We start from the raw sequence: 22,629 nt of genomic DNA on the forward strand, positions 1-22,629 counted from the left end.
GTCAGTCGGTGGGCCAGCGGGCGCGTCCGACTTCCCCGCCTGGCGCAAGCAACCACACCCGCGACGCGCCGACTTCGAGAGGCGGCGGTACGTCCCGGCTGCGGGTGAGCATTCGGTATTCGGCGACGCTGCACCCGTCGAACACCAACGTGCAACTGCGGCGCAGCCTGCCGAACAACGCCGGTTGGGATTGCCAGTGGTCGGTGTCTCCGACCAGTATCGTCGCCGATCGATGCTGGAGGATGAGTTCGCCACCGCGGCCTGACGTGGGATCGTGGTGAGCATTCATCGACACATCCCCGTCGGCATACGCCCGGGCCTGTTCGACCTCGTGCCCGATATCGACAACCCTCGGCGCCGCGCCAGGAAACTCGCGCAACTGGCGGGCACGCCGCCTGGGCCAGGCGCTGACCAGCAGATATCCGTGCCCCGGCACGAACTCCACAACGGCCGGTTGCGGCTCCGGAGCACCAGAAACAGCATCCGTCACCGCGAGTTGCACCCGATGCTGCCGATGAATCCCGCCGCCCGGCGGCAGCGCGGCATCCCACTGTGACGCCGCGCCCCCGGCCAACACGTGTTCCTGGCTGCTGGTCATCCGCAGCATGATCGTCTGTTCGAATAACGACAGGATGGCGGCGAGTCCCGTGGCCCGCCGGGTCGTGGCCACGAGCTGGATCCCCACCTGCGAACCATCACGTGCAAGCAGGTGCACGGCGTCCAGGAAGTCCTGGCTGTGCTCGACCGGGATTCGGCTGACCAACGAGTCGAGGTCATCGATCAGCAGCAGGGTTGCGGCACCTCGGCTGCCCGAGGCCGCCCGCTGGGCCAGGTCTGTGACCGTATCCCAGGCCCCCTCGATTCCGCGTGGAACCAGGCGTACCTGGCGCGTCGATCGAGACTGCACGGCCAACAGGTGCAGGCAGCTGGTCTTTCCTGTGCGTGCGGCCCCGAGCAGCAAGAGGTTTCCGTCGACGGCCGGGCGATAGCGCAACACCTCCTGCTTCTGCTCCTCGGGAAGATCGGTGACGCCGAGTACGAATTCGTCTGCCACGTCCGCGACCGGTGGTTCTCCATTGTTGGGTGCCGCAGCCTGCACCAGCGCAGGCAGGGCTTCGAGCCCGATGACTGCCGGCAACGGATCAAGCCACGGTCGGCGCGGCGGAGCCGGCCCGGCCTCGAAGCGCGCGCGGGCGTGCATGATCATCTCGGTGTCGGTCGTGGCAACCATGAAACCCACGGGCCCGCCGGAGGCGGCCAAGCAGCAGGCGCCGGGCGATGCGGCCGGGAGCATCACAGCGGCGTTTGTGCCGATCACTGCCTCACTGTCGGGCGCGTTGTTGACCCTCAGGGACAGGCGGAGGTTACAGTTCGCACGAAGCGCGTCACGCACCACCCCAGCCGGACGTTGAGTGCAGAGGATGAGGTGCAATCCCAGAGACCGGCCGCGGGCAGCGATATCCACGAACAACTCGTAGAGATCCGGGAAGTCGTCGAGCATGGCGGCGAACTCATCGACGACCACGACCAACCGAGGCAACGTCTCCCCGGTCAACTCGGTGATATCACGCGCACCGGCTCGGTGCAGCACGCTCTCGCGATACGTGATCTCTGCGCCGACGCTGGCCAGCGCCCGGGTCGCCTCGGTGCGGCCGAGGTCGGTGATCACTCCGACGCAATGCGGCAGGGCTGCCAGCGGGGCAAAAGCCGCTCCCCCTTTGAAATCGACCAGGAGGAAGGTCACCGACTCCGGCGAATAGGACGCTGCCATCGCTGTCACCCAGGTGATCAGGAGTTCGCTCTTGCCGCTGCCGGTGGTTCCACCGACGAGGGCGTGCGGCCCATCGGCAACGAGGTCGAGTGTGATTGTCTCCTGGGCCGCCCGGCCGACCGGAGCAGCCAGGTTCGAACGGGGCCCCGACGGCCCGGTGCCGAAAACCTGTGATCCGGGCGAACGGTGATCCAACAGGTTCGCCAGTTGCACGGGCGAGAACATCTCACCGGAGGAAACTACTCCGCGGTCGTGTGCGTGTGCACGGAGCACCTGCGCGAATTCCGCCGCTTCCGCCGCCGAGACCAATTCGCAGGACACCCGCTCCCCCGGCCCGGCCCCCACGATGATCCTTGCGTGATCGGCTCCGGCGACATCGACGAGCGTCGCGCACTGGGCCGGCAGCCGCCGGACATCGGGCGCCACCACCATCAGGCTCCGAATTTTTTCAGCCTCCGAGCCAATCGTCCCCGGCGTCACTGCCGACCGTTTCTCGGTAGCGCGTCGGCTGCCGTCGAACAGATCGACCACCTCGAACACGGTTCGCGCCGATCCAGGCGCGAACTGTGCCTGCAGGTTCCCCTCCCGGTGCGGCAGGCTGCGTGCCCAGTCCCATTCCGGGGTTGTCGGAAGCCGGAGGTGCAGCGATTCCGGCGGCAGCCGGTTGAGCAGTTGAACCAGATAGCCGCGGGCGATCGCGCGAACGATGGTCGGCGGACCGCAGATCGCGATCCCACCCGCACAGTCGCCCACCACCGGGGCATTCGGGATGATTGCCGCGGCACGTCGAAGGGCTGCGACCCGCGAATCCTCCGCGCCACCGGGCGGATCCTCCAGTCGCAGGCCACTCGGAACTGAGCCGAACCCCAACGCCACCAGCTGACGGGCATCCACGTCGCGCCACCGGCTGTCACCGCCGGCGTCACGGCTCAACAGTTCGCGGGCTCCTGGGTTCTGCACACGAAGGATCTCTCGTCGCCGGCCGATCTCTGCGGGCACGCAATTCTCGAGGTGCACCAGCGCGGCCTCGTGCGCTGCCAACTCGCGCAATCGCTGCCGTCGCCGCCCGCGCCTCTGGTCGACCACCCCGGCCACGGCGACGATCGGCCCGAGGGCGGCGAAGACCAGCACGAATGGGCTACCGGTCATCAGCCAGATCGCCACAGCACCGATCACCGGTGCGACAGCGCCGATCACCGGAAAGCCCGGGGCCGTACCGAGCGGGGGCCTGGTCGGCACGGCGAAGGTGCGGGCCAGCTGTTCTCCCTGCTGGGTTCCGGCGCGGTCGTCGAACGGATGCTGCACAAAGGTATCCCAACACGGATCGATAGCCGCTCGTGGCCCGGAGCACCTGATTGTTCAGAGGAGGGCGCAGGGCTGTGGCGGTCGGAGCAGTGACCCGCACGGCAGTGCTGTGCCTCGCAGGGGTTCAGGCCCGGCCGTGGATCGCCCGCGACCGCCGGGAGAGGGCATCGATGATCACCGCAACCAGCAGTACCGCCCCGGTGACCATATACCGGATCGAGGAGTCCAGACTGAGCAGCGTCAGCCCGCTCGCGATCGACTGGATGACCACGATGCCGAGCAACGCCGACCAGGCGCTTCCGCGACCGCCGAACAGGCTGGTACCACCGATCACGGCCGCGGCGATGGCGGTCAGGTTGGTGTCGCCACCACCGCTGCTCTGGTTTGCGGCCGCCAACCGCCCCGCTGCCAACAGTCCGCCCAATGCCGCCAACGTCGTCGACAACACGAAGACCGAGAAGAAGACTCGATTGACCCGTATTCCGGCACGGCGCGCGGCTTCCACACTGCCGCCGACGGCAAACACCGAGCGCCCCCAGCGGGTTCGGGTCAGTGCATAGTTCAGAATGACGACGAGGGCCATGAACACCACGAACATCAGACCAACGCCGCGGTTCGTGTTCAAATACCAGAACGCAACGCCGAGCAGGAGGAACAGCAGGATGCTGCGGATCACGATCTCGACTGCCGGGACCGCCTCCAATTCGGCCTGCTTACGCCTGACGGCGGCAAGGTAGGCCGTGATCCCATACCCGGCCCCGGCGACCACCGCGACGAGGTAGGACAGCCACGGCGGCAGGAACATCTGCTGGGCGAACCTGACGATCCAGGAGTCGAACGGAATATTGATCGAGCCCAGAGAGCCCAGCACATATAGTTGCAGGCCAAGTATGCCCAGCAGGCCGGCGAGGGTGATCACGAAGCTGGGCACACCGAAACGGGTGTAGAGAAAACTGTAGAACAGCCCGATGATCGCTCCCACTGCGAGCGCCGCAACGATCGCCACCGGGAGCGGCCAGTTCCATTGGGTGAAACTCACTGCCAGGATCGCCGCTGCCAGACCGCTGATGGAACCGATCGACAGGTCGATCTGCGCCACCAGCAGGACCAGCACGACACCGAGGGCGATTGTTCCGATCGCTGCGCATTGCAGGGCAAGGTTCACGAGGTTGCTGCTGGAGAGGAAATCAGGGTTGAGAATGCCGAAGATCCCCCAGATCAGGATCACACCGATGACCACCGGCAGAGAGCCCAGATCGCCCGTCCTGGTCCGTGAGACGAACCCTCGCCACGCGCCCATTGGTGAGCGGGCGTCCAGGCTCTCTTCCTCGAAGACGACTTCAGCCACAGTCTCGTCAGCCGCTGTCTCGTCAGCCGCTGTCTCCTCGGCAACTGTCTCGTCAGCAACTGTCTCATCAGCAACAGTCTCGCCAACCACAGTCTCGTCGGCCCCACTCGCGTCAGGCCCGGCCGGAGCTTTCGGATCGCTCATGATCCGTCCTCGTGGCCACGGGTTCCGGAAGCACGCCGGGTCACCACGTTGTCGGTTGCCCCGGTGATCGCCGCGACGATGTCTTCCTGGGTGACCTGTCCAATGGGGAACTCGCCGTTGTTCCGGCCGAGCCGCAGCACGACCACTCGATCGGCAACCGCCATCACATCGGCCATGTTGTGGCTGATCAGTACGACGCCGAGGCCGCGTTCGCGCAAACGCTCGATCAGGTTCAACACCTCGGCGGTCTGGGCAACGCCCAAGGCTGCCGTGGGTTCGTCGAGGATGACGACCTTCGGGTCTCCCAGCAGGGAACGGGCGATCGCCACCGTCTGCCGTTGACCGCCCGAGAGGGATGCGACCGCGATCCGCACAGAGGGGATCTTGGCCGACAACTGCCGCAGCAGAGTCCACGATCGTTTCTCCATCTCGATCTCGTTGAGGGCCAGGGTGCCGATCTCCCGGCCGAGGAACAGGTTGGAGACCACGTCGAGGTTGTCACAGAGGGCGAGGTCCTGGAACACCGTTGCGATTCCGAGGTCACGTGAGTCGGTGGGGCTGGAGACGGTCACCCGCCGACCCTCGAACTCCATCGTTCCGCGGTCGGCCGGGTGCACCCCGGCCAGAATCTTCACCAGTGTCGACTTGCCGGCACCGTTGTCCCCAACAATGGCTACCACTTCGCGGGCGAAGATGTCCAGGTCCACCTCGGCCAGCGCCTGGACCGCACCGAAGCTTTTCCCCATTCCTCGCATCGTGAGCACCGGCGGGTCAGTCCTTGTCGGCGGCACGATCGGTTGGGCGAGAGTCATGACCGGGCACCCCCTTCACCCGAGTCATCACAGAGTTGATGGTCTGATGACGTCTGCAGGACAGCCGACCGGGCGGGTCTGGTCTCGGCCTCCACTCGATCGGCTGTCATTGCGATCACTTGATTCCGGCCGCCGTGCACGCTGCTGCGTATTCCGGGGTGCAGATCTGCGCGACGGTGTAGAAGCCGTCCTTCACGACCGTGTCCATGATGTTCTTCACCGTGACCACAACCGGCACCAACAAGGTTGTCGGTACACCGTCGGTTGCGCCGCTGGTCCCTGTGAGCGTTACGCCGTTGACCACGTCTACGGCCAGTTGGGCCGCCGTCTCAGCCTCTTGCTTCAACGCCTTGTAGATCGTCATGTACTGGTCTCCGCTCACGATGCGCTGGATTCCGGCGAGTTCGGCGTCTTGACCGGTCACTGGCGGGATGGGGTTGACCCCCGCCGCCTTCATGGCCGCTATGGCTCCACCCGCTGTGCCGTCGTTCGCCGCGTAGACACCATCGATCTGTCCGCTGAATTTGGTGACCTGGCCAGCCATCCACTGCTGTGCCTGGTCGGGGCTCCAATCAGGGGTGTCGAACTCGGCAAGGATCTTGAGCCCGCTCTTGTCGAACACGCTGTGCGCACCCTTTTTGAACAACACCGCATTGTTGTCGGTCGGTGACCCGTTGATCATGATGATGTTGCCGGTGTCCTTACCGTCTTCCTTCAACTTGGCATCGAGGGCGGTCGCCTGCAGCACTCCGACCTTCTCGTTGTCGAATGACAGGTAGAAGGCGATTTTGTTGCTGTTGATCAGCCGGTCGTAGGAGATCACCGGCACGTTTTGGGCGGTGGCCTCTTCAACGATGCTGGCGGCGGCTGACGAATCGACCGGGTCGAGCACCATCACCTTGACGCCCTGGGTCAGGGCAGATTCGGCCTGTTGCTGCTGTTTGGCCGCATCCTGATCCGCGTTGGAATAGACGACGGTGCAATCCGGGCACAGCTCTTTGACCTTTTGTTCGAACAATGGGCGGTCATAGGCCTCGTATCGGGTGGTCTTCGACTCCGGCAGGAGCAACGCGATCTTGGCGCTACTGGATGCCGGCGCCTGGCTGGCCCCTGAGCTCGCCGGATTCTCCGCGGGGGTGCTGTTTCCCGAGCATGCCGTGAGGGTTCCGGCTGTCAGCAGAACTGCCGCGATTGCGGTGACAGTTCTGAGTGCAGTGATCTTCATTCGCTGGCCTTCCAATAGCGGTCGCCCATTCGGCGACTTAACCCGAGCCTGTCACCGTCGTTCGGTCTCGCCAAGGTGTTGGGGTCAGCAATGTTGCAGGCCGGTGACTGACCGCGCCCCTCGGACTGACCACAGATTCCCTGCGCCGTTCAGCCGCCGATTTTTGGAATCACGAACTCCACCCATTGTTCGCCGATGGCGATTCGAGTGCCGGATTCGATCAGGTACCGCCGTCCCGGCTCCAGCCGACGCTGATAACCGCCCGGCTCGACCCGCATCGAGCCGTTGGCGGAATAGCGGTCGGAGACCCACAAACGGCCTTCCATCATGCCGATCTCGAGGTGCGTCTTCGAGACAGAGCGTCCTTCGTCGGTGATGGGGATCAACGTGGAAATCTCCTCGCCGGGTTGCGCCACCGGGTTGCGTCCGATCAGCCCGGGCCCCGAGATCGCTGCAGTCTCCCCGGTGCTGAAACGTACCAGATACGCCGGCGGTACCGCGGGTGGTTGAATCCGCGCCTGCTCCGGCACGTCTTCGACATCGGCGACTGTCCTGGGCTCATCCGCAGCAGCTGAGGGCTCATCCGCGTAAGCCATGGGCTTGTTTCTGGGTGCCGCGGGTGCCGCGGGTGCGGCAACGGCAATCGGGACGACAACAGAGGTGTCGGACGCGCGCTGGTCGACGAGCGGTCGCGGCACTGCCGACACGGAGCTTCCGCACTCGCCGCAGAACAGTGCTCCCTGGGGGAGCTCGCTTCCACAAACTGCGCAATTCACTTGTCTCGCCCCTTTCGCAACCCATGATATCGGTCGAATGAGCGCACGGAGATGAGCGCTTTGAGTCGTTCCCAACGGCCCTTGCCCACCCCCAGGGATTCACGCAGGTCGCGCACGGAAGCCCACACCCGGTCGGCATCCGCCGCGTTGGACTCAATCGGTGAGAACATCGCTCGGTCGGTGACAGACGCCAGCACCAGGGGCCGCATCCCGCCGACGGTCTGAGCCACTTCGCTGCGGGTGGCAGACTCCGGTGTCAGATATCCGTGATCGCGAACATTGTCCTCGAACTCCTGCCAGCCGCCGCTGATGCGTCGAAGTGGATCACCGGGTGCCGCGCGCAGACGCCGACGCCGCCACTTTGCGGCGATGATCAGCAGGAACGGGCTCAGTACCACCAGGATGCCAGCGGCAGTCCAGCCGGCAATCACCGCTATTCGCAGCAGCAGGGCCATCCACGGGTCGGATGCGGCGTCATCCTCCTCCTGCTCGCTCTCCAGGGATGCAGCACTCTCCTGTTGCTGCGGATCGGCCACGGGCGGTTGTACCGCGGACTCCGGCCGAGCCACGACAGTGGGATCCTCGGGCAGTTTGGGGGGCACCGGCCTGATCGGCGGGGTGGGGTCGAAACTCAGCCAGCCATCGGTTGCCGTCTGCACCTCGACCCACGCCGACACATCGCCGCCGAGGATCGTGGTGCTGTCCTCACCCGGTTGGGGCTGGCCGGGCACGAAGCCCATGATCACCCGGGCAGGGAATCCCAACTGCCTGGCCATCAATGCCGCTGTGACGGCGTATTGTTCCTGGTCGCCGACCATGGGTTTCTCGGTCAACAACTGGGTGATTCGATCGCTGGCGTGCCCCGACCGGCTCTCGGGCTCGTCCGGGCTGATGCCGTGGCTGACGTAGCCCTGTAGTTTGAGCGTGCTGATCGCCTGGACCAGACGAACACCGGGAGGGTCCGAGACCGGCGCGAACAGGTTGAGGGTGTTCGCCAATTCGTCGGGCAGAACAGGGATCGGTGGAAGTGACGCCGGCCCGGGCAGACTGGTCGCCAGCAGGTCAAGACTGGCCAGGGGTTTTGCGATGCTCGTCAGGCGGTAACCGTCTCCTGCGTGCAGCGACAGTGTGACTGCGCCGGTGCCGGTCGCATTGTTGTAGAAGAAGTTGTCGGCCAGCTCGGCAGCACGGCCCCCGGTGAAAGTGATCTCTTCCAACTGGCCGGAGCCGGGGGCCCACACTCCGGAATACTCCTCGACCTCGACGGTGAGGTCTAACAGGTGACCGCCGGCCCCGCTCTGGTCCAACCGATAGGGCATGCGGGTGAACGATCCGGCTTCGCTCGTGACGGTATCGCTTCCGACCGAATAGACCACGCCGTCGTACGTGTCCATGGTTGCGAGTTCCAGGCGCTGCCCGGCTGGCATCCCGTGAATGGTGAACATGGGGGTGTCAGCGGCCTCTGGCTGCAGGTAGCGGCGAAACCCGGCAAGCGGGCTGATCTGGTCCCGGGGGTCGAACGGTTGGATCACGTTGCTGCGGAGAACTTCCCGGTCATTCACCAGCGGATAGCCCGCAGTGGCCGTGGCTCCACCCGCGGCGGCCAGGGCGAGGATGATTCCGGCGGCGAGGAAGCCGCGCACTGACGCACGCCTCGCCTCACCCGACGAGGAGGCAGCACCTTCCTGGTCCAGCGACATTCTCTTGATCGCCGCGGTCCTCCGATCCCAGCGCAGCCAGACCACCCAGCCGATGGTGACGCTCAACATGGCCAGGCCCCGCTCCACCGGGTAGGCGGGATCCTCAGGGCCGAAGGCCACACCCACCCAGAACACCACCACCGGGAGAATCGCCCCGAAAGCCGGCCGAAACGCCCGGAGAACGATGGAGAGGCTGGACACCGTTCCCAGCAGCAACAACACGAACACCGGCACCAGGAGGGTCTGATAGGAACCCACCGGGAGGGTGATGGTCAGCAGTTGTTTCCACGCCAGGGCGCTTGCTGCGAGCAGTTCCCGCATTCCGGCCAGTGTCGGCAACACCCCCCCAGCCGGTTCGATCCGGGATGGCCAGTGCGACACCCAGTAGCAGGAACGCAGCCAGGGTGGCCCCGGCGACCGCGATGCTCGGCCAGCGAAAATAGCTGCCGACAATTGCAATCGCCACCCCGACCGTGACGGTGACCACGGCGAGAAGGATGAAGCGGGGGCTCTGGTAGATCGGCCACCAGGTGAGGCAGACCACCGCCATTGCGGCGAACAAGAAAAAAGAGTTCCCGGCGTAGGACCGGAATGTGGGCCGTGGTCGGACCCGTGCCGCCCGGGAAAGTCGCCGCGTCCTCGGCACCTTTTCGTCGACCGCCGGGGGCAGCACCTGCTCGGCAATCATGTCGATGCCGATCGGGCAAGACTCTTCTTCAGGTCGTCCAGATAGCCGATGGTCAGAACCGTCAATTCGGTGATCCGCCTGAGACGGGGGGCGGATTCGATGTCACATACCACCGCGACCACGGACACCCCCACCGGAAAGGTCACCGATGCGGCTCGCAGCTGGGTCGGGGTTACCGTGGAGCCGCAGACCAGGAAAACGACCGAGATTCCCGATACGTCGTCGGCCGACACCCGGGCCAGGTCGATCACGCTCAGCGCTGTCGGCGAAAGCTCGAGGCGGCACAGGTCGTCCAGCAGGCGGGGCCGGGAAAGCGTGTCGAGTTTTTTGACGGCAAGCAGTCGACGCTTTGCGAACTCGGGGGTGCTCTCGCTGGCGACCACGGAGACCGTGCGGGCATCGCGGATCGCGCGCACCCCGAGCGACCCGGCGACGCTGACGGCAAGTTCGAACTCGGCATCGCTGGCGTAGTCGGCCGAGGCGAGGCTGAGCGCCACCATGAGGTGGCTGCGCTTGGTCTGCTCGAATTCACGCACCATGTGCACGCCGGTCTTCGCGGTGCTCTTCCAGTGAATGTAGCGTCGTTCATCCCCGGGGACGTATTCGCGCAGTGCATGGAAGGCCACATCGCTGGATGTCAGCTCCCTGGACGGGTTGCCTTCGAGGTCACGAAAGAAGCCCGTACTGGTCGAGGGAATGGAAATGGTCTTGGGATGGACGAACAGTTCAACGGTCTTCTCCCAGATGTACTCGCGCCTGACCAGCCCGATCGGGTCCTGGCGGACCGTGCGAACGGGGCCGACTTCGATCACCCCTCGTCGCGTTGTCGGCACGAAGAACCTGTCGTCGAACCGAGCGCCAGCCGCAAGGGACGGAACGTTGAAGATGATCAGTCCGTCAGCGACCGGTACCTCGACCGACATCGACAGCAACCGCCTGCCCGTCGGGTTGAGCGCGATGATCCACCCGGAAGCCTTCTCCCCCGCTGTGACCCGGTTGACAGGCATCTCCAGATGCACAACTTGCCGTTGCCTCCCGATGATCCAGGCCGCGGCACAGGCGGCGATGAGCAGGCAGGCCCAGGAGATGGCCACCATTTCCACCCAACCGAGACGATAGCCGAAGACCAGCCCGGCGAACACGGTGCCCGCGATGCACCAGCCGAGTACGGTGACGACCGATCCGAGCTGTACGGCCACGGCCACGAGGGAGGTACGGGCCCGACGCACGTTTCTGACTATCCAGACGATCATGTCTGCCAGAAGACCCTCCCGGTCCCCGACGATCTTGCTGCGTGCGTTCGTGAAGCCGGCACCGCTCAGGTAGAGCGAATCTCCGCGGGTCGCCTGCGATGTCGCCTCCCCCCTCGTGAGCGCGCGCCGACCACGGATTCCCGACCGGGGTCGGGAATCCGTTTCCGGCCTGACGGCGCCCCCGCTGGTTCGAGTCACACGTCTCGCCGATCGCTGGGCGGCGGTGTCTCGATCAGGATCTGGGCGATGACGCTGGAGGAACTCACCCCGTCGAACTCTGCTTCTGGGTCGAGCAGGAGCCGATGGGACAGCACCGGTTCCGCCAGCGACTTCACGTCGTCTGGAATGACGTAATGCCTCCCGGTTGCCGCGGCCAGGGTCTTCGCCGCCCGGATCAGGGCGAGCCCTCCGCGCACACTCGCCCCCAGCCGCACCTCCTGGGCCGACCGGGATGCCTCGATCAACCGGGAGACGTAGTCATTGATCGTCGCGTCCACGTGCACCGTCCGCGCCAACGTTCCCATCTCGGTGATGACGTCTGCCGGTACGATCGCGGGGACAATGACGTCGTGGGCCCGCTCCCCCGAGCCCTCCAGGATCCGAATCATCGACGACCGGTCGGGGTATCCGATCGATGCCTTCAACAGGAACCTGTCCAATTGGGCCTCGGGGAGCCGATAGGTTCCGGCCTGCTCGATCGGGTTCTGGGTGGCGATCACCATGAACGGTTCACCGACGTCGTGGGTGACGCCATCGACGGTCACCCGGCCTTCCTCCATGACTTCCAGCAGTGCCGACTGGGTCTTCGGGCTGGCACGGTTGATCTCATCAGCGAGCACGATGTTGGCGAAGATCGGGCCCTGGTGAAAGTCGAAGGAGCCCGAGCGCTGGTCGTAGATGCTGACCCCGGTGATGTCTCCGGGCAGAAGATCCGGGGTGAACTGCACACGATTGCTCGTGCCCTTCACGCTCTGCGCGATGGCGCGCGCCAAGGAGGTCTTCCCCGTGCCCGGGAAGTCTTCGAGCAACAGGTGCCCCGAACTCAGCAGGGTGGTGAAGGCCAACCGGATGACGTGGTTCTTGCCGAGCAGGACCTGTTCGACGTTGGCGACCAAGCGGTCGAAGATATCGGCGAACCAGGATGCTTGCTCCGGCGTCATCGTCATTGCTGTGCTTCTTCCTTGTTCGCTCATTGGGCAAATCTTCTGGTCAACGTCTTGTCGCCTGTGGTCACGGCCATCTCGAGCCAGGCGCGCGACCCCTCGGGAATGGCCCCGATGGTGCAGGTGCCATTTCCGGCACCGCCGGGAACCGGTTCGCCAGCGACCGTCGCCTGGCAGCTGAAACTGGTGGGCAGGCCGTTGTTCGACGCCGCTCCGGTCCAGGAGAACCTGCCGTCGCCGACCACCGGTACCGGTGGGGTCGTCGGCGGCGGATCGATCGGGTCGCCGGGATCGACCGGATCCGGATCCGTCGCGGTGGTCCGTGTCCAGTCATACCTGAGCCCGGTGAGCTTCAGGGAGACGGCCGGCTCCGAGGATGTCACTGTGGCCGAGAACGGGCCGCAACCCCACGCCTTGCAGGACGCAACCTGAACGCTCCAGGCCGTGCCGTACGCGAGAAGTCCGTCAGGAAGGCTGCCCGCCTTCTGGAAGATCTGGCGCACGAAGCCCGAGCCGGAGAAGGTCACCTCGGGAGTGACCACCTTCCCCGCCTGGTCAACGGCCCGAACCTTGTACGTCGGGTTGCTCGGTGAGACGCTCACGACGTAGGGCTCGTGGGCCGAGTGCTCATCATCGACCCATCTCATCTCGATCGCAGCGCTCGCCCGCTCCGGGGCGGGCCTGACTGTGACCTGCGCGACGTTGGTGGCGGTGCATCCCGACCTGTTGTAGCCCCAGACGACGAAACTGTAGTTCTTGTCCACCGTCTTCAGGTCGGTGAACAAAGCGGACCGGCTGTTCGCGGGCACGGCGAGGAGTTGGCCGCCGGTCGGTTCGCTGACCACACCGGGCGCCGGGTTGGAGACCGAGCAGGCCTGCGCGCCCGACGGCACCTGGTCGCCGGGCAGCAACTGGGCGAAGTAGCCGAGCAACTCATCCCCGTTGGGGTTGAATGCGTTCCAGGTCAGGGTGACGGTCGCCGTATCGCTGTCGGTGCTGTTGACCTCCAGCGCGCCGGCCTTGGGCGGCCCGTACGGCGTTCCGGACGTGGTCGCGTACTGCCAGACTGCCAGCGTCGGGAATGCCTGGTTGCGAGCGCTCACCGTCACGTCCAGCGGCACGCCGTTGACGAACGATGCCACATCCACGAAGTCGATCGAGAAGTCGAAACCGCCTGCCGCGGGGACCGTTTTCCGGGAACCGCCGACGGTGACGATATAGCTGTCGATTCTGCTTGCCGCCTCCGGTTCTGGTGGTGCCCCCCACCGCACCCGCAAACCCTGGTCGAGCGGTGTCGTGTGCAGGTTCACGGGCGGTTGCGGCACGATGTCGCTCCAGACGGGCTGGCCGAATGTGACCGGGTCAGACTCACCGATCCCGTTCACGGCCCGCACCTGAACCCGCACCCTGTTCGACGATCCGTTGCCAGGGGTCTCCAGCGTGCAGGTCGTTGACGTGCACACCGTGGTCTGAAACAGCTCACCGTTGTCTCGGGTCAGCGACACGCTGTAACCGGTGATCGTCGAGTTGTTGAACGCACCGGGTGCCCAGCTGAGCACGATGGATCGATTGCCGAAACTCAACACCTCCAGGTTGTTGACCGCGGCCGGTCGGTCTTGAACGGAGACGGTCACGGTACCCCAGACGAAGCGGTCCGGGCTGCCGGTGGCATCCATGACCTGGTATTGCAGGGTGGTGTCGACCGGCGCTGTGCCGTTCGCGGCGGTGATCGACAGCGTGGAGCGATCGCCGGACGGTGTGATCGTCAACCCTTCGGGCAGCGTACCGCCGTCCAGGCCGCGCACGGCGACAACCTGCAATGGAACACCCGGGAACGGATTCGTGGTCTCATCGTTGGTCAGGACGTCGACCGAGATCGAACTGCCACGGGGGACAACGACACGATCGGATGCGGGAACGGCGAGCGGACGGGTGGAGGAGACCACCTTCAGATCGATTCTTCCGCCCTGACCGTCGCTGTCCTTGTCCCTCACCCCGACGGTGATCGCCGTGGTCGCCCCGCGCACAGCGGAATCGGAAGCGCGGATAGTGAGTCTGGGTCCCTCCAGCCGGTAGCTGAAGTCGACCGGCTGCGGTTCGACGATCGAGTAGACGATATCGGGCAGATCGTTCAGGTATGGATAGGTGGTCAGTTTGACCAGGTCGATGGTCTTCTCCTGCCCGGGCTCGAACTCCAGTGCTGCACCGGTGAAGACCGGTGGCTGGTTCGTGCGCGGGGTGACCGTGATCGGCAGGACAAGCGTCGCCCGGCGGCCGGCGGGGTCAGTCGGGGAGGTTCCGTCGGTCACCTCGAAGGCGATGGACGCCGGGCCGAAATAGCCCTCGGCACCGGTGAAGACCAGGGTGCTCTCATTGGCAACCAGTGGGTCGCCGTTTGAGTTGGTGGCCTGCACCGTGTTCTCGTTCACCAATCTGACGGGCCTGCCATAGGCGGCGACCACGTATTGGTTCAGGTCGATGGTCAGTTGGGCGTCGCTGGCAATGGTGAGCGTGCCCACACCCCGGCGTAGTTGCGGCAGCGCATCGGTGGAACCGGGCACCCGGATGAATGCGTATGACACGATCTCTGCATCCTGCGGATGGGTGACCTGGAAGGGGATGATCTGCCCTGCGTCCTCGACCTGCACGGTGACGATGTTGTTCGGCATCACCGTGGCGGTGGTCGGGAAACCGGGCACCAGTTCGAGGAGCAGATCACTCACATTGCCGTCGGCGAAAAAGACGTTGCTCAACACGTTCACGTCTACCCGGGAACGGCCCAACACATCGGACAGGCTCAATTGGGTGTCGCTGGCGATCGGCCACGAGAGTGGTGCATCCTTCTTGACGATCACAGTCAGGAAGTTGGAGCTCGTCCCACCACGGGAATTCTGGATCTCGTAGATGAAGCTGTATCGTCCCTCGACCGCCGGTGACTGCACCCGAACCACGTCTCCGACGATTTCGGCGGGGATGGGCGTCGCCTGTTCTGGTCCGGCCTGGGTGACGTCAATGATCTCGAGCGTTCCACCATCCGGGTTCGAATCGTTGTCGAGCACCTGCACCGAGACCAGCGTGTCGGGGCGCACCGTCACTTCATCCGCGACGGCGATGGGGTTCCTCGCCCCGTCGAGCCGGGGGCTGATCCCGACCCGGATCAACCCGCTGGCCCGGGCGCCGAGTGCGTCCGCGACGGCATACCCGAACGTGTCGGTACCAGACGAATACTCCCCGGCCTGATATTCGATCCAATCTGCTCCCAATTGGAGCACTGTGCCCTTCTCCGGGCTCGTCTCCTGTCCGATCAGTTGAACCGAGTCCCCGTCGGGGTCGATCCCGCTGAGCGCGATGGGAATGCGAACGGTTTCGCCGGCGAGAACGCGTGCCGTCACCATGCGCGGCACGGGCGGATTGTTCGACGCCTCGTCCACTTCTCTCACCGCGATCTTCACTTCGGCAGTCGACCACTGGCCGTCCGGAGCATCCACCCGATACACGGCGGTGTAGTTGCCGGGTGTCGACGGGGCGAGGTAGCGCAGGCGATTGCCGGAGGCGAACAGGAGGCCGGACTCGGTCGGCAGGCCGCGCTCCAACGTCGGGTTCAGGGCGAGCGTGTCGCCGTCGGGCTGGGAGTCGTTCTTGAGCACCGGTATGTTGATGGTGTCGCCCACGCGAACTGAGACCGAGTCGGGTTTCGCGACCGGTGGCTGTTTGCGGATGGGTACCGGAATCTGCACCACTGTCACGTTTCCCTCGGCCTCGGCCAGGCCATTGCTGACCTGGTAGTTGAAGACCGCCGAGCCGCCCTCCAACGGCTTGGTCAGGGTCACCCTGAGAATCCGTTGTTCCAGGATCTCCACCCGAAGGCCTGAGGCAACGGGCACGTTGTGCACCCCGGTGATCAGCAGCACGGCCCCGGCCGGGTCGAAGTCCCCGGCCAGAACGTCGACCTGCGCACTGGTCTGCTCGTGGATGAACGCGGAGTGCGGCACCGTGATCGGCTTGCTGTTGGCGTCGGGAAGTGCCAACACGTCCACCCGCACCTGAGCGGCGTGCACGAGGTCGCCATCGGTCACCTGGTAGTCGACGTAGGTCGTTCCGACGGATTCACCCACGAACCGGAATGTGCCCCCGTCATAGTCGGGAGTCAGCGTTATCCCGATCTTGGCCGGGACCGATGACAATCGGATCGTCCCGGTGCCTCCGCGAACGTGAGAAAGCGGGGAGACGGTGACCTCCTGGCCGGTATAGGCGAGCACCACGAACGTGTCGGCTGTGATCGGCACGTCTCCCGGGGCCTTCACCTTGATCTTGAGCGCACCGACCTGCTCCGAGCGCCCGTCTGAGACCACGAGACGCACTTCGACCTCGGCGCCGGCAGAACTGGCGTTCCGGTAGGTGACGGTTCCGTCCCGGGTGAATGAGACCTCATCCGGCGAGGTGACACTGGCTGAGGTGAGATAGAACGAGTCCCCATCCGGGTCCACCCAGTCCCCCAGTACCTGTAGGGAGAGCCGGCCGCCGGCCGCAACCTCGGCGAAGCTCGTGCGGGCCTGGAGCGGCGGCTCATTCACCGTCTCCGACCGAACGGTCACGGTGACGCGGGCCGTGTTCTGGCCGCCCCGGCCGTCGGTGATCGTGTATTCGAAATTCAGAACTCCGTCGGCGCCGGAAGGTAGGGAGAGAAGCAGCTGCTGGTTGTTGTTGATGATGTCGATACTGCCCCTGTCCCCGATCTCGGAGACGTCGGAGATGACCAGCGCATCGCCGTTCGGGTCGTAATCGTTGAGCAGCACGGGCAGCACGGTCGCGCGGCCCGGGCGTGCGCCGAACTCGTCGTCGACGGCAACCGGGTCCTGTTGTGTTCTCTCCGCAGTGGGTGGGGCGTCGGATTCGTTCTTCTCGATGACTTCGCGGTCGGCCTCTTCCTTGATCAACGAATCCCAGTTGTTGATCAACTGGTTGTCTCGCTGCACCGCCCAGGTCTCACCGCCGCGCGCATCGTTCAGGACCACCCGCGGCCCGTTAACCCGGAAGGTGAGGATGGCCGTGCGACGAATCTGCTCGAGTTCGCTGACCTCACCCGCCGCCTGGTCGCCGGGGCACCGCTGCCACGCCTGGCCGTCCGACCACGCGGCATAGACGCATCCGTTCAGTTGGAGTGCCTGCGCGGGAGCACCATCGATGTCGGTGAGCAACTCTCGCGCCTCGCCCGAATCCAACGGCACTTCGATCAGACCGTTGCGATGCGCAACGTACACGGCTGTTCCCGCGACACTCGGAGTCTGCAGCACGGGAGTTTCGTTGGAGGTGATCAGCGAGCTGAGGTCTACCGTGCGACCAGGTAACTGCAATTGCCTCGTTGCCGTGTCGAGGAGGGCCCACTGGCCCTGTACCGACGTGATCCGGTAGCCCGTTCGCGATGTCCCGAGCGGCAATCGCTGCGTCGACGCAATCCTGTCGGGGTCGGAGATTTCCACCCGGGAGACGTCCCCGGTACCCGGGGCGTATGCGAACAGGGTTCCGCCGGCATCCATGCTGATGACCGAATCGGCCCCCAGGCGCAGTGCCGGCTCGCTCTCCGATTTGAAGTCTGGCAGGTTCGCCAGGGGCATCACCCAGAGGTTTCCCGCTTTGGCCGAGTGGATCGCGATATGGTCCCCACCCAGCAGGACACGCGGCCGATCTGGCGGCAACGCCACATTCTTGCTCACCGTCGAGGTCGCCGGATCGACGATTCCCAACGTGCTCTTGGAGCGGTCCACCACGAGAACATCCACCCCGTTCTGGGTGATCTCCACGTTCCGTCCGACAGACCCCACGGTGGAGTTCAACTCCAGCACTTCGGTGTTGGCGCGCCCGACCACTTCTCGGGATTGGTTGGCCACCCAGACGGAGCCGTCGGTCAACTCCATCCGCTGTGCCGTGTAGCCGCCGGAGGTGACCGCGATCGTGGTGACCAGTGCGGCGACGACGACCGAACTCGCCACCGTGGCGGCGAGTGACTTGTGGGCGGCGACCAGTCGGAGGATCGTCACCCGACGGACCCCGGCACGTCTGAGCATTTCTGCCCGCTGGGGGCTCCCATTTTTCCTTCACGGATGACCGTGACCGTGATGCACACTCGTTCAGCTGCAGCAACATCCACCTGGAAGTCTGTGGCGCGTTGGGTGCTGACCAGACCGTCGTGGGTAGTGATCTGATACGAGTCGGACTCGGTCAGACCGGGATCGGCCCAGCTGAACCTGACGGTGCCCTGCTGCACCCCGGCGGCAATGGAACCGACTTGTGGGATCTCGGAGGAGCCGGCGCGCAGGAGGATGACGCCGGCGCTGATCCCCAGCACCAGGACGAGTGCCCCTAAGGCGATCAGGCCCCAGGTGACGGCGCGCATCCGCCTCGTCGGCAGGTTCGGGCGGGAAGCCGCGGAGCGCGGGCCGTTCTCGAACTCGGCGGGCTGACTGCCCGACGCGCCGTCCTCCACGGCGGCATACCCGTGCACGACGGGCTTGCGGCGTCGCCTGGGCGGCGACGCCGTCGCGGCCACCGGGCGGATGCGAGTTCGATCCTCGGGGACGGAGCCGGTGTGGCTCGCCCAGTCGTCGGAAGCCACTTCGATCGGAGTCTGCGGATAGCCGAGCTCGGTCTCCACGCGTTGCAATTCGCGGATGAACTCCAGCACGGAGCCGTAGCGGGCGGTGGACTTACGGTTCATCGCCCGCGCCAGAACCTGCTCGAGTTCGACCGGAACATCAGGTCGGCCGATGGGCTGGGACCGGGATCGGGCGATGCGCGCCATCAGTGCGGAGGACGAGTTGTCGGCATCGGGTTCTTCGAACGGGGAGCGTCCGGCGAGCAGCGAATAGATGGTCGCGGCAAGGGAGTAGATCTCGCTGGTGACGGTACCGGTGGATTCATCGGCGAGCACTTCCGGAGCCGACCAAGGGATGGACAGGCCCACCGCTTCAGAGACGTCCGATTGGTCGAGTGTCGATGCGATTCCAAAATCGCTCAATACCGGATTCCCGTAGGCGGTCATCAGGATGTTTGACGGCTTGATATCACGATGCAGCACACCATGGTTGTGGGCGGTCTCCACCGCGCTGGCGATCTTGATTCCAATGCGCAGTACGTCACTGATCGACAGGCTCTGCTTGCGGTACCCGTCCCCCACGCTGGATGAGCAGAACTCCATGACCAGATACGGCCTGCCGTCCGAGGCCACGCCGGCCTCGTAGACGGTCAGGATCGAGGGGTGCGTGCTGAGTTGGGCCATCACGTTCGCCTCGGCCTGGAACATCTGCCGCATCTGGCTGTTCACGACTTCGGCGAGCATGACCTTGATCGCGACGAGCCGTCTGGGGAGGTTCTGCTCGTACAGGAAGACGTCGGCGAAGCCTCCGGAGCCGAGCACGCGGATGAAGGAGAATCCCGGGAGGTTCGGGGGTGCAGACGGAAGTCGTCTCTTCATCGTGCCTCCCCGGTGGTGTCTGTCACGCCGTCCTGTCTGCGCGCGCGCCGACTGTTGCGGGCCCAGCTGCCCACGTCCTCCCAATCCTAAGCAATACGGTGCCGAATCAACTGCCCCAGTGGGGGGGTTCCCAGCTTTCCACTACCCCAGTTCGAGTCTTCGACCTGCACCGGCCGGCTGGCGCAGATCGCCGACGTGACGGATCAGGAGGTGACGGATAAGGAGGTGACGGATCAGGAGGTGACGGATGAGGAGGTGACGTCGAGCACGTCGATGACGATCACCGTGACGTTGTCACGTCCGCCATTTTCAAGCGCGGCCTGAACAAGCGCCTCAACGGCCGCATCGGCAGTGTCATTGTTTGAAAGGAAGTGCGCCAGACCGTGAGCGGTCAATTCCTTGCTCAAGCCATCGGAACAGATCAGCAGCCGCGTCCCGGCCAGGACGGGAAGGGCGTAGTAATCCGCTCGGGGCTCCTCGCTGAAACCGACCGCCCGAGTGATGACGTTTCCGTAGGGATGCACTTCGGCTTCTGCCGGGGTGATCTTTCCTGTTGCGACCAGTTCCTGAACCACAGAGTGATCGGTTGTCACCTGGAGGAGCGCGTCATCGCGCCAGAGGTAGACCCGAGAGTCACCGATGTTGAACACAACCCATTCCGGGGCACCGTCGCGCTCACACAGGGCGATGCCGGTCACGGTCGTTCCCGTTCCGGCGTCGATACCGGCGTCAGGACCGACCTCGGCAGCGTGCCGGATGTCTTCGACGGCTTTGAGGAGCGCCTCGCCGATCGCCTCCGGTTCGGCAAAACCATCGGCGGCCAGTTCCTCAAATCGGTTAGTGACCGCGCGCGATGCGACCTCCCCGGCTGAATGACCGCCCATCCCATCGGCGACGACGAAGACCGGAGAGCCCGCCCAATAACTGTCCTGATTGTTGGCGCGCACGAGCCCCGTCTCGGTGGCTGCCGCCCAGGCCACGGTGACCTGGGAACCGTCCGTGCCGACGACGGTTGCCCGGCCGGCTCTGCGGGCACAGGGGTCGGATGCTGGGCTCGGGGAACTCGGTTGGCTCATACTGTCTGGACTTCCCTGCTCTGTCGTCACGTGCCCGTTGCCATCGATCGGTTCACGCGGAAGGTTCGGCCGTGTGCGATGCCGGCGCGGAAACGATGGTAAGAATCTCGACAATATTACCGTCGCCGATGTCCAGCCGTGTGCCGGGGCCCACAACCAGCGATTCCCCCCCGCGCAACCGCACCGGCGCCGCACCCGGTGCCGTCACGATGGTGCCGTTTGCCGAGGCCAAATCGGTGACCACCACGGTGCTGCCCACCTGTTCGATCTTGAGGTGAGTGCTGGACACCTCTCGCGTGGCCGAGGCCACAGTGACCAGGCGCACCGTATCGGAGGTTCGGATTCGAGGCTGCTGCGGGTTTCTGCCCACAAACGCGGTTTCGGTCAGCAGGATTTCTTGGCCGCCGACTCGGAAACGGTACACCTCTCCTGTGGGCGCACGCTCCAGTGGTGCGTTCGGGATCGGCGGCGGTGTCCACGCCCCCGCCGCCTTCAGCCGCGGGATGAGCACGGTGTCGTCGGTGGCCGGGGTTCGTGGCTCCCCCGGCGCAAACCTGCTCTCCGCGTCGGATGCCTGCGGCTCGAAGGCGCTCGAGGCTTCTGGCTCGTCCCCTCGGACACTCCAGAGCAATTTGGATGCGGAGAAGACCCGCGTGGCAGCCGCAAGTTCCGTCCGGTCGAGGCGGTCGACGTCCTGTGTTGGAGCCTCCGTCGAACCGATCACGATCGCGGTGGTGCCCGGGAAGTCTGCCAGCAACCACGGCCTGATGCCCCGGTCGGTGACCCGCCGCCAACCGCCCACAGAGTAGACGTCGACGGCCGTATCACCACGAACGACCACGGTGACAGCGGCGGCTTCACCGTCGCTGGTGCCGGTGATCTCCGCGACGATCGCGAAGGAACCCTCAGAATCCGATTGCGGTACCGCGGCGACGAGTTCTTCCACTCGGGTATCGGCCCGCGAAACCAGTGAGTCGAATGAGCTCAGTGCACTGACGTCTTCGACCGCGAGGATGGCAACGATGAAACTCTTCCCCGCGACGAACGTCCACTGCGAGCGCGCAGAGGAATCTCGCACCTCGAAGAGACGCCCTGAAATCACTGCCTGACCGCCTCGTCGCTCACCCACGCGCCGCGTTGGCGCCTTCCCCCGTCAGGAACCGATGTAGCTCATGACGTGCTTGATGCGAGTGTAATCCTCGAAGCCGAACAAGGAGAGATCCTTGCCGTGGCCACGGCCACGAACTCGTCGTGTACGTCTTCCTGCACCAGAAGCCTGGTGGCTGCGGTGCGGCCCTGCCCGAAGCCGTGGTGAAACTTCATGACTAAACATATGAAATTCGAAGTGAATCAACGCAAACACAACGAATACACTTGTGTTCATGCATATTTACTGCCATAATCGAGGCATGAAGCGGTCTCAGCGCACACCCTCGGTACGCCCGATTCAGCTTGACGAAGTCTCGAAGCAGATCATCGAGCAGCTGCAAGAAGATGGCCGTCGCTCCTACTCGGAGATCGGCAAGCACGTCGGGCTGAGCGAAGCCGCCGTCAGGCAGCGGGTGCAGAAACTGACCGATGCCGGGGTCATGCAGGTGGTCGCCGTGACAGATCCCATGCAATTGGGCTTCTTTCGGCAGGCGATGATCGGTGTGCGTGTCACTGGTGACATGCGTACAGTGGCAACAGCGCTGGAGTCCATCCCGCAGGTCGCCTACGTGGTGTTGACGGCCGGCAGTTTCGACATCCTGGCAGAGGTGGTGTGCGAGTCGGACGAAGATCTCATAACTTTGCTCAACTCACAGATTCGCAGTTTGGAAGGCGTTCTCTCCACAGAGACGTTCGTCTATCTCAAACTGCACAAACAGTTGTACAACTGGGGAACGCGATAGGAATA

13 protein-coding genes are annotated in these 22,629 nt (G+C 64.8%); 1 reads left to right on the forward strand and 12 read right to left on the reverse strand.

Annotation, left to right across the window (positions count from 1 at the left end):
• Window position 1: 1 nt before the first annotated feature.
• The 12 genes from DL891_RS00230 to DL891_RS00285 form a co-directional block, all read right to left on the reverse strand.
• Complete coding sequence (locus tag DL891_RS00230; RefSeq protein ID WP_111718335.1) at window positions 2–3,076, reverse strand: FtsK/SpoIIIE domain-containing protein; 3,075 nt, start codon at window positions 3,074–3,076, stop codon at window positions 2–4.
• Between the two features lie 124 nt (window positions 3,077–3,200).
• The gene (locus DL891_RS00235; protein ID WP_111718337.1) at window positions 3,201–4,568 is read right to left on the reverse strand and encodes a sugar ABC transporter permease; all 1,368 of its coding nucleotides are present in this window, start codon (window positions 4,566–4,568) and stop codon (window positions 3,201–3,203) included.
• Window positions 4,565–5,380 (reverse strand): ATP-binding cassette domain-containing protein, encoded by an 816-nt coding sequence (locus DL891_RS00240; protein ID WP_111718339.1) that lies wholly within the window; start codon window positions 5,378–5,380, stop codon window positions 4,565–4,567. Before DL891_RS00240 ends, DL891_RS00235 begins: the two co-directional genes overlap by 4 nt.
• A 115-nt stretch (window positions 5,381–5,495) precedes the next feature.
• Window positions 5,496–6,605, reverse strand: coding sequence for a sugar ABC transporter substrate-binding protein (locus DL891_RS00245; protein WP_111718341.1), 1,110 nt, complete (start codon window positions 6,603–6,605; stop codon window positions 5,496–5,498).
• A gap of 149 nt (window positions 6,606–6,754) precedes the next feature.
• Window positions 6,755–7,312 (reverse strand): FHA domain-containing protein, encoded by a 558-nt coding sequence (locus tag DL891_RS00250; RefSeq protein ID WP_111718343.1) that lies wholly within the window; start codon window positions 7,310–7,312, stop codon window positions 6,755–6,757.
• Between the two features lie 65 nt (window positions 7,313–7,377).
• Window positions 7,378–9,423, reverse strand: a complete 2,046-nt coding sequence (locus tag DL891_RS00255; protein WP_111718345.1) for a transglutaminase-like domain-containing protein — start codon at window positions 9,421–9,423, stop codon at window positions 7,378–7,380.
• Between the two features lie 342 nt (window positions 9,424–9,765).
• Entirely contained in the window at window positions 9,766–11,220 is a 1,455-nt protein-coding gene (locus DL891_RS00260) for a DUF58 domain-containing protein (protein WP_232818925.1), read from the reverse strand.
• Window positions 11,217–12,188: a MoxR family ATPase gene (locus tag DL891_RS00265; protein WP_111718347.1), complete on the reverse strand. Its 972-nt coding sequence runs from the start codon at window positions 12,186–12,188 to the stop codon at window positions 11,217–11,219. The genes DL891_RS00260 and DL891_RS00265 overlap by 4 nt, the downstream gene beginning before the upstream one ends.
• A 23-nt stretch (window positions 12,189–12,211) precedes the next feature.
• Window positions 12,212–18,223, reverse strand: a complete 6,012-nt coding sequence (locus DL891_RS00270) for an Ig-like domain-containing protein (RefSeq protein ID WP_198668709.1) — start codon at window positions 18,221–18,223, stop codon at window positions 12,212–12,214.
• Window positions 18,220–19,656, reverse strand: coding sequence for a serine/threonine-protein kinase (locus DL891_RS00275; RefSeq protein ID WP_111718351.1), 1,437 nt, complete (start codon window positions 19,654–19,656; stop codon window positions 18,220–18,222). Before DL891_RS00275 ends, DL891_RS00270 begins: the two co-directional genes overlap by 4 nt.
• Window positions 19,657–19,889: 233 nt before the next feature.
• Window positions 19,890–20,732, reverse strand: a complete 843-nt coding sequence (locus tag DL891_RS00280) for a PP2C family serine/threonine-protein phosphatase (protein ID WP_111718353.1) — start codon at window positions 20,730–20,732, stop codon at window positions 19,890–19,892.
• 52 nt (window positions 20,733–20,784) lie between these two features.
• Window positions 20,785–21,834 (reverse strand): FHA domain-containing protein, encoded by a 1,050-nt coding sequence (locus tag DL891_RS00285; protein WP_232818926.1) that lies wholly within the window; start codon window positions 21,832–21,834, stop codon window positions 20,785–20,787.
• A gap of 307 nt (window positions 21,835–22,141) precedes the next feature.
• On the opposite strand from DL891_RS00285, the gene DL891_RS00295 reads away from it, so the two are divergent.
• Window positions 22,142–22,624, forward strand: coding sequence for an Lrp/AsnC family transcriptional regulator (locus tag DL891_RS00295; protein WP_111718359.1), 483 nt, complete (start codon window positions 22,142–22,144; stop codon window positions 22,622–22,624).
• Window positions 22,625–22,629: the final 5 nt, after the last annotated feature.

Origin of the sequence: Homoserinimonas sp. OAct 916, assembly GCF_003260275.1 — a bacterium.
In the GTDB taxonomy this organism is placed as follows: domain Bacteria; phylum Actinomycetota; class Actinomycetes; order Actinomycetales; family Microbacteriaceae; genus OACT-916.